This window comes from Kocuria sp. CCUG 69068, from assembly GCF_020833785.1.
Taxonomy (GTDB): Bacteria; Actinomycetota; Actinomycetes; order Actinomycetales; family Micrococcaceae; genus Kocuria; species Kocuria rosea.
Genome location: NZ_PDDL01000128.1, coordinates 1 through 8,793, shown reverse-complemented (window position 1 = coordinate 8,793; position 8,793 = coordinate 1). Strand labels below are relative to the sequence as shown.

Annotated in this window: 8 protein-coding genes; 7 read left to right on the top strand and 1 reads right to left on the bottom strand. The window is 73.1% G+C overall.

The window, feature by feature from the left end; genetic code table 11:
* The coding region (locus CRM73_RS16835; RefSeq protein WP_229588586.1) for an AAA family ATPase at positions 1-944 on the top strand (944 nt) is incomplete at its 5' end.
* A gap of 26 nt (positions 945-970) precedes the next feature.
* Here CRM73_RS16835 and CRM73_RS16830 read toward each other — a convergent pair.
* Entirely contained in the window at positions 971-2,206 is a 1,236-nt protein-coding gene (locus tag CRM73_RS16830) for an MFS transporter (protein ID WP_017833769.1), read from the bottom strand.
* A gap of 82 nt (positions 2,207-2,288) precedes the next feature.
* Between CRM73_RS16830 and ftsY the strand changes: the two genes are divergently transcribed.
* The 6 genes from ftsY to CRM73_RS16800 form a co-directional block, all read left to right on the top strand.
* On the top strand, positions 2,289-3,434 hold the full coding sequence (gene ftsY / locus CRM73_RS16825) for a signal recognition particle-docking protein FtsY (RefSeq protein ID WP_052133099.1): 1,146 nt from the start codon (positions 2,289-2,291) through the stop codon (positions 3,432-3,434).
* A gap of 208 nt (positions 3,435-3,642) precedes the next feature.
* Positions 3,643-4,956, top strand: a complete 1,314-nt coding sequence (locus CRM73_RS16820) for an ammonium transporter (RefSeq protein WP_081615781.1) — start codon at positions 3,643-3,645, stop codon at positions 4,954-4,956.
* A gap of 51 nt (positions 4,957-5,007) precedes the next feature.
* Positions 5,008-5,346, top strand: coding sequence for a P-II family nitrogen regulator (locus tag CRM73_RS16815; protein ID WP_017833766.1), 339 nt, complete (start codon positions 5,008-5,010; stop codon positions 5,344-5,346).
* Positions 5,347-5,545: 199 nt separating this feature from the next.
* Positions 5,546-7,129 (top strand): signal recognition particle protein, encoded by a 1,584-nt coding sequence (ffh, locus tag CRM73_RS16810; protein WP_017833765.1) that lies wholly within the window; start codon positions 5,546-5,548, stop codon positions 7,127-7,129.
* 7 nt (positions 7,130-7,136) lie between these two features.
* Entirely contained in the window at positions 7,137-7,622 is a 486-nt protein-coding gene (locus CRM73_RS16805; protein ID WP_017833764.1) for an NUDIX hydrolase, read from the top strand.
* A 71-nt stretch (positions 7,623-7,693) separates the two neighbouring features.
* On the top strand, positions 7,694-8,793 hold a 1,100-nt coding region (locus CRM73_RS16800), incomplete at its 3' end, for a hypothetical protein (protein ID WP_229588585.1).

Below are 8,793 nucleotides of genomic sequence, written 5' to 3'. Positions count from 1 at the left end.
CCGTGCACCGGGACGAGCTGGCCCGCACCCAGCAGCGCGCCCGGATCCAGGCCCTGGAGGACCGCTCCCTCGAGGAGCTGGGGCTCACCCCGGACGCGCTCGTGGAGCACTACGGGCCGCACCTGCTGATCCCCGACCCCGACCCCGAACCCGGCGCCGGCGCCGGCTCCGACCGCGCCCCCGGGGCGCCGCAGGACGACGCGCCGGCGGCGGCCGAGGACGGCCAGGACGCCCTGTTCGGCGTCGCGTCCGGCGACCCGGCCGAGGCCGCGGGAGGCGCCCCCTACGTGCGCGCCCAGCAGGAGGCGCGGCTGCGCCGGGCCGAGAAGGAGCTCGCCTCCCTGGGGCGGGTGAACCCGCTGGCGCTGGAGGAGTTCGCCGCCCTCGAGGAGCGCCACCGCTTCCTGGCCGAGCAGCTCGAGGACCTCAAGCGCTCCCGGCAGGACCTGCGCAGCATCATCCGCGACGTCGACGAGCACGTGGAGCGCGTCTTCGCGGAGGCCTACGCCGACACCGCCCGGGAGTTCGAGGGCGTCTTCGCCACCCTGTTCCCGGGCGGGGAGGGCCGGCTGCGCCTCACCGACCCCACGGACATGCTCAGCACCGGGATCGACGTGGAGGCGCGCCCGGCCGGCAAGAAGATCAAGCGGCTGTCCCTGCTCTCCGGCGGGGAGCGGTCGCTGACGGCGATCGCGCTGCTCGTGGCGATCTTCAAGGCCCGTCCCTCGCCCTTCTACGTCATGGACGAGGTCGAGGCGGCTCTCGACGACCGCAACCTCGGGCGGCTGCTGAGCATCTTCCGCCAGCTGCAGGAGACCTCGCAGCTGATCATCATCACCCACCAGAAGCGGACCATGGAGATCGCCGACGCCCTCTACGGGGTCGCGATGCGCGGGGACGGCGTGACCACCGTGATCGGGCAGCGGCTCGCCGAGCTGCGCTGAGCCCGCCGTGCTCGTGCCCGGGGCCGCTACTGCCCGGCGCCGCGCACGGGCGGGGTCTCGGGCCGCTCCATCGTGTCCCGCACCGGCAGCCACGCCCCGGCGGCCAGCAGCATGATCGCCCCGGAGACCCCGAAGGCCCAGCCGAAGCCCGCGGCGTCGGCCAGCGCACCGGCCACCACGGGGCCGAGGATCTGCCCGGCGTCGGCGCTCATCTGGAACCGGGCCAGCACCGGTCCGCCGGCCCGGTCCGGTCCGATGACGTCGGCCACGGTCGCCTGCTGGCCCGGGTTCAGGGTCCCGGAGCCCATCCCGGCCACGAGCGAGAGGACCACGAACCACGGGACGTCCTGGACCAGGCCCAGCCCCATGGTCGCGACCCCGTTGAGCACCAGGCCCGAGAGCACGAGCGGCCTGCGCCCGAACCGGTCCGTGAGCCGGCCGGTGACCGGTAGGGTCATCGCGTTGCCCGCGGCGTAGACCGCCAGGGCCAGGCCGGCCACGGCCGGGCCGGCCCCCAGCACGGCCACCGCGAACAGCGGCACGAGGGCCACCCGGATCCCGTGGGCGGTCCACCCGTTGGCGAAGCTGGAGACCAGGGCGGAGCGGTAGGCCCCCACCCGGCGCGCCTCGGCCACGGTCATCACCGGCTGGTTCCGGCGGTCCGCGCCGGCGCCGAGCACCTCGTCCTTGAGCCGGAAGTGCACCACGGCCACGGCCACCAGCAGCGACACCGCGTAGATCAGGAACGGCGCCTGCATGCCGAAGCCGGCGAGCAGGCCGCCGACCACGGGGCCGAGCACCCCGCCCACCAGGAACGCAGAGGCGTAGTAGCCCGAGACGCGCCCGCGCATCCGCGGCGGCGCCAGCCGCACGATCAGCCCCATCGCCGAGATCGTGAACATCACCGAGCCGATCCCGCCGAGGCCCCGGAACAGCAGCAGCTGCCAGTAGGTCTGGGCGAAGGCGGTGGCCGCGGAGGACAGCGCGACGATGAGCACGCCGGTCACATAGGTCGGGCGCTCGCCGATCCGGTTGAGGATCCGCCCGCCCGCCGGCGCGAAGAGGAGGCGGGCCACGGCGAAGACGCTGACCACGGCCGAGGCCGCGGCCACCCCGACCCCGAAGGTCGTGGCGAACTGGGGGAGCACCGGGGCCACGATGCCGTAGCCGATCGCGATGACGAAGGCGGCGGCGATGAGCACCGTGATCTGCTGGGGAACGCGGTCGCGCTCGGGCGCGGCGGCGGCGGGCTGGACAGGCACCCGTCGAGTCTAGGACCCCGGGCGGCGGCCCGGCCCCGCGGCCCCCGGCCCGGGGACCGGGCGGTGTGAGAAGCTGGGCGACGTGGATTCGATACCCGTTCTCGCATACGTGCTCATCGCCGTCGTGGTCCTCGGTCTGCTCGGGCTGGTCCTGCTGCGGGGGCCCAAGGCGCCCCGCGGCGGCTACCCCTCCACCCGGGACCCCGACGACCTCGAGGGCGGCCCCGTCGCGGCCCCCGGGGACCTGGAGCCCGGCACCGCCCCGGTCCCGCCCGCCGACACCCGGCCGGCCCTCGACCGCCCCGAGTCCGCCGCGTCCCGGATGGCGCGGCTGCGCGGGCGGCTGGCCAGGTCCAACAACGTCTTCGGCAAGGGCCTGCTGGCCCTGCTCTCGCGCGACCGCATCGACCAGGACGTGTGGGACGAGATCGAGGAGACGCTGCTGCTCGCCGACCTCGGCACCGACTCGTCCATGGCCCTCGTCGAGGCCCTCCAGCGCCGGGTCAAGGTCGAGGGCACCAACGACCCCGCCCACGTGAAGGCCATGCTCCGGGAGGAGCTCCTCGCACTGGTCGACCCGTCGATGGACCGGTCCCTGGCCGTGGAGCGCAAGGGGCCGGTCCCCGCCGTCGTCCTCGTGGTGGGCGTCAACGGCGTGGGCAAGACCACCACCGTGGGCAAGCTCGCGCGCGTGCTCGTCGCCGAGGAGAAGGACGTGGTGCTCGGCGCCGCGGACACCTTCCGCGCCGCGGCCGCCGACCAGCTCTCCACCTGGGGCGCCCGCGTGGGCGTGCCCACCGTGCGCTCGCACGTCGAGGGCGCCGACCCCGCCTCGGTGGCCTACGACGCCGTGACCGCCGGCATCGAGCACGAGGTGGACGTCGTGATGATCGACACCGCCGGCCGGCTCCAGAACAAGGCGGGGCTGATGGACCAGCTCGGGAAGATCAAACGGGTCGTGGAGAAGGCCGCCGCCGTCGACGAGGTGCTGCTCGTCATCGACGCGACCACCGGGCAGAACGGCATGACCCAGGCGCGGGTCTTCGCCGAGGTGGTCGACGTCACCGGCATCGTCCTCACCAAGCTGGACGGCACCGCCAAGGGCGGCATCGTGGTCGCCATCCAGAAGAGCCTCGGGGTGCCGGTCAAGCTCATCGGCCTCGGCGAGGGACCCGACGACCTCGCGCCCTTCGAGCCCGAGAGCTTCGTGGACGCCCTGCTCGACTGATCCGTCCCCCTTTTCCCCCACACGCCCGCCGCAGTTCACGTGCTCGTAACCATTGCGGCGGGCGTGAAACATGTCCGCAACCCCGCGCGGCGGCAGGCGAAACATCTCTCTCGGAGACTCGACAGTGAACGGTGAGCACCGGACGGCCCCTCGGGGAACGGGCCAGTGGCACCGGTGACCTGACAAGCTTCAGAGAGAGGTGCACATCGTGGAAATCACCGCTGGACACGTGTGGACGATCGTGGCGGCAGCCCTGGTCTTCTTCATGACCCCCGGACTGGCCCTGTTCTACGGAGGGATGACCCGCGCCAAGGGCGTCCTGAACATGATGATGATGAGCTTCATCTCCATCGCGTTCGTCTCCGTGGTGTGGGTCCTGTGGGGCTACTCCATGAGCGGCGGGGACCCGCTGCTGGGCGGACTCACGGGCAGCCCCGTGCCGTCCTTCGCCCTGGCCGACATCATGGGCACCGAGGACCTCCTCGGCGCCGCCTACGGCGGGACCTTCGCCATCATCACCGTCGCCCTGATCTCCGGGGCGATCGCCGACCGGGCCCGCTTCGGCGCCTGGGCCGTGTTCGTGCCCGTCTGGGCCACGCTCGTCTACGCCCCCCTGGCCTACATGGTCTGGGGCGGCGGGCTGCTCACCGAGGACGGCGCCGTGGGCTCCGCGATCGGCGAGGCCATCGACTTCGCCGGCGGCCTCGTGGTGCACATCAACGCCGGCGTGGCCGCGCTGATCCTCATCATGATCGTCGGCGCCCGCCAGGGCTTCGGCAAGGACCCGAGCCAGCGCCCCCACAACCTGCCGCTCGTGATGCTCGGCGCCGCGATCCTGTGGTTCGGCTGGTTCGGCTTCAACGCCGGTGCCGCGGGCACCGCCGAGCAGGCCGGCCTCATCTGGATCAACACCCTCGTGGCCCCCTCCGCGGCCATGCTGGGCTGGCTGCTCACCGAGCGCATCCGCGACAAGCACGCCACCTCCCTGGGCGCCGCCTCCGGCGCCGTGGCCGGGCTCGTGGCCATCACTCCGGCCTGCGCCAACGTCTCCCCGGTCTGGGCGATCGTGATCGGCTTCGTGGCCGGCATCTGCTCCGCCCTCGCCGTGGGCCTGAAGTACCGGCTGCGCATGGACGACTCCCTGGACGTCATCGGCGTGCACCTCGTCTCCGGCATCGTCGGCACCGTGGCCCTGGGCTTCGTGGCGCTGCCCTCCGAGGGCACCGCGGGCCTGTTCTACGGCGGCGGCTTCGGCCTGCTGCTCACCCAGGTCGTCGCGGTGCTGGTCTCTGTCCTGTACTGCGCCGTGCTCACCTTCGTCATCGCCATCGCGATCGACAAGACCATCGGCTTCCGGATCACGGAGCGGGACGAGATCGACGGCATCGACATCACCCAGCACGCCGAGTCCGGCTACGCCCTGGCCGGGGACGCCACGGGCTCCTTCAGCCCCGGCCGGCACGCCGCGGGCGAGGACGCCTCGTCCTTCGAGCCCGGCCGCTCCGAGCCGGTGCACAGCTGAGCCGTGCGGCGACCGCCGGCGCATTCCCTCCTCACGAAAGGCATCCCTTCCATGAAACTCGTCACCGCGATCGTGCGCCCCGAGAAGTTCAAGGACATCAAGTCCGCCCTCGAGTCCTACGGCGTCCAGGGCATGACGGTCCAGAACGTGCACGGCTACGGGCAGCAGCGCGGGCACACCGAGGTCTACCGCGGCGCGGAGTACACGGTGGACCTGCTCGAGAAGGTCCGGGTCGAGATTCTCGTGGACAACCACCAGGCCACGGACATCGTCGACGTCATCGTCTCCTCCGCGAACACCGGCCGCGCCGGTGACGGGAAGGTGTGGGTCACCGACGTGCACCAGGCCGTGCGCGTGCGCACCGGCGAGCGCGACGAGACGGCGCTCTGACCCCACCCGTCCCGACGGCCGGCCCCCTCCACCGGGAGGGGGCCGGCCGTCGTCGTCCCCGCACGGCGACGGGGCGGGCCCCGCGCCGCCCGGAGTTGCTAACCTTGGACACTGACCCGCCACACCGGGCCGGGCCGCGGCCCGCGGCGCAGACCGCGGGGCACCGGCCGCCTCCCTCGACGAAAGCAGCTTTCGACCCGTGTTCAATTCACTGTCCGACCGGTTGACCGCCACCTTCAAGAACCTCAAAGGCAAGGGACGCCTGACCGAGGCGGACGTCGACGCCACCGTGCGGGAGATCCGCCGCGCCCTGCTCGACGCCGACGTCGCCGTGCCGGTCGTGCGGGAGTTCACCGCCGCGGTCAAGGAGCGCGCCCTCGGGCTCGAGGTCTCCGAGGCGCTGAACCCCGGCCAGCAGGTCGTGAAGATCGTCAACGAGGAGCTGCAGAACATCCTCGGCGGCCAGACCCGCCGGATCCGGATGGCCAAGACCGGGCCCACGATCATCATGCTCGCCGGCCTCCAGGGCGCCGGCAAGACCACCCTGGCCGGCAAGCTCGGCAAGTGGCTCAAGGGCCAGGGCCACCGCCCCCTGCTCGTGGCCTCCGACCTCCAGCGGCCCAACGCGGTCACCCAGCTCAAGGTCGTGGGCGAGCGCGCCGGCGTGCCGGTCTTCGCCCCGCACCCGGGCACCACCTCGGAGTTCGACGACCCCACGGGCGACCCCGTGCAGGTCGCCCGGGACGGCGTGGCCCAGGCCCGCGCGCGGCTGCACGACGTGGTCATCGTGGACACCGCCGGCCGCCTCGGCATCGACGAGGCCCTCATGGACCAGGCCCGCGACATCCGCGACGCCGTCCGGCCCGACGAGGTGCTCTTCGTCATTGACGCCATGATCGGCCAGGACGCCGTGAACACGGCCCAGGCCTTCAACGAGGGCGTCGACTTCACCGGCGTGGTCCTGTCCAAGCTCGACGGCGACGCCCGCGGCGGCGCCGCGCTGTCCGTGGCCTCCGTGACCGGCAAGCCCATCATGTTCGCCTCCACCGGGGAGAACGTCGACGACTTCGAGCAGTTCCACCCGGACCGCATGGCGTCCCGCATCCTCGACATGGGCGACGTCCTCACGCTGATCGAGCAGGCCGAGAAGCAGTGGGACCGCGACGAGGCCGAGAAGATGGCCCGGAAGTTCACCGACCAGGAGGACTTCACCTTCGAGGACTTCCTCGCGCAGATGCAGCAGCTGCGCAAGATGGGGTCGATGAAGAAGATGCTCATGATGATGCCGGGCGCCGCCGGCATGCGCGAGCAGCTCGAGAACTTCGACGAGCGCGAGATCGACCGCGTCGAGGCCATCGTCCGGTCCATGACCCCGCACGAGCGGGTCGCGCCCAAGATCATCAACGGCTCACGCCGCGCCCGCATCGCGAAGGGCTCGGGCGTCACCGTCTCCGAGGTGAACCAGCTCATGGAGCGCTTCGCCCAGGCGCAGAAGATGATGAAGCGCCTGGCCCAGGGCAAGGGCGTGCCCGGCATGCCCGCCGGCATCCCCGGCATGCCCGGTGCGGGCGGCGGCCCGAAGAAGGGCAAGGGCAAGGGCGCCGCGAAGAAGGGCGGGTCCCGCTCCGGCAACCCCGCCAAGCGGGCGCAGGAGAACGCGGCCCTCGAGCAGCAGCGCAAGCAGAAGGCACCCGCCGGATCGGCGTTCGGCGCGGCACCGGGGCAGCCGGACCCCGCGGACCTGAACCTGCCCAAGGGCTTCGAGAAGTTCCTGGGGCAGTGATCGCGCCGTGAGCTCCTACCTGTCCGAGACCGAGCTGAAGCAGTTCGTCGACTCGCTGCCCACCCGCCGCCTCGCCGCGGAGGCCCTCATCCGGGACCCCGAGGGCCGCGTGCTCCTCGTGGAGCCCAACTACAAGTCCGACTGGACCGTGCCCGGAGGCACCGTCGAGGCGGGGGAGGACCCCCGCACCGGGTGCTTCCGCGAGGTCGTCGAGGAGGTCGGCCTGCACCTGCCCGAGGGCCGGCTGCTCGTCGTCCACCACGGCGTGGCGATGGGCCTGTGGGGGGACTCGGTCTCCTTCGTCTACGACGGCGGCGTCATCGGCGCCGACACGCCCATCACGATCCAGGAGGAGGAGCTGCTCAGCCACCGCTGGACGGCGCCGGAGGACCTGGACCGGTACCTGCGGCCCGGACTGGCCCGACGCCTGCGGGCGGGCCTGGCCGCCCTCGAGGACGGCACCACGGCCGAGCTCGTCGACGGGCCCCGCTGAGCGCCCCGGGGCCACCGGGCGCACGCCCCGGACCCCCGGCCCGGCCCCGGCGACGGCGTAGCATGGACGCCATGACCTCACTCCCCGCCGACGACATCGCATCCCCCACCTCCGCGTGGGACCTGGTCCCGGCCACGGTGCTGTGCGCGACGGAGGACACCGCGTCCGAAGGACCCGGGCCGCGCCCCACCTGCGAGGGGATGCGCAAGGTCATCGCCCACCACCGCCTGATCAGCGCCTACGCCGAGGGCCCCCGGGCCACGCAGCTGATGTTCCTCGCCGACGCCGAGGGCCGGCTGGCGCAGGGGGCCGAGGACGGCTCCGTGCAGCCCGGCTGCACCCTCGACGAGCTCTCCGAGACCTTCGTGCGGATGACCGGCCAGCAGCTCCAGCCCGAGCACCCGGGGCTTCGCCGGGTGCTGCTCGTGCACCTGGACGCCCCCGAGCTGCCCGTGCTGGCGGCCCTGTCCGGCACCGGCTTCACCGCCGTGTCCCGGCACGGCTGGTCCGTGGTGGTCTTCGACGCCGAGGTCGACTTCTGGGCCGTGCGCACCGGTCTCGCCGAGACCGCCGTGGCGCTGTCCTCGGACGGGGCCACCCGCTCCTTCGAGGTCCTGCTCGCGGGGGAGGACCCGGCGTCCGTCACCGACCTCGAGGCGGCCGACGCCGTGTGCGCCCTCGAGTGGGGCCCCGACTGGCTCCCCGCGGGCGGCGTGTCCGTCGAGGCCGAGCAGACGCCGGCCGCCCGGTTCGAGCGCGACCTCGTCCGGCTGTGCTCCGGCGGCACCTCGGACCTGCAGATCGAGTCCGTGGCCTCCGTCTTCGACCTGGACCCGGCCGAGACCAACCGGCTGCGCAACTACGTGCTGGGGGAGTCCACCGACCTGGTCCTGGAGTCCGTCCTGCAGCTGCTGGGCCTGCCCGTGCTCGCCGCCAAGGTCGTCGAGGGCCACCGGGAGCTCACGGCCACCGAGGGCGCCGAGCACTACGAGCCCACGGGCGTGGGCTCGGCCCTGCTGCGGGGGATGACCACCGAGCCCACCGGCGACGGGCTGTTCGCGCGGTACCAGCGGGCCCTCGTCCGCCGCCCGGAGCTGCTGCTGGCCGTCGCCGGCACCGAGACGGCCCTCGGGGTGGGGCTCGCCGGCGCGGCCCGGCGCGGCGGGGCCGG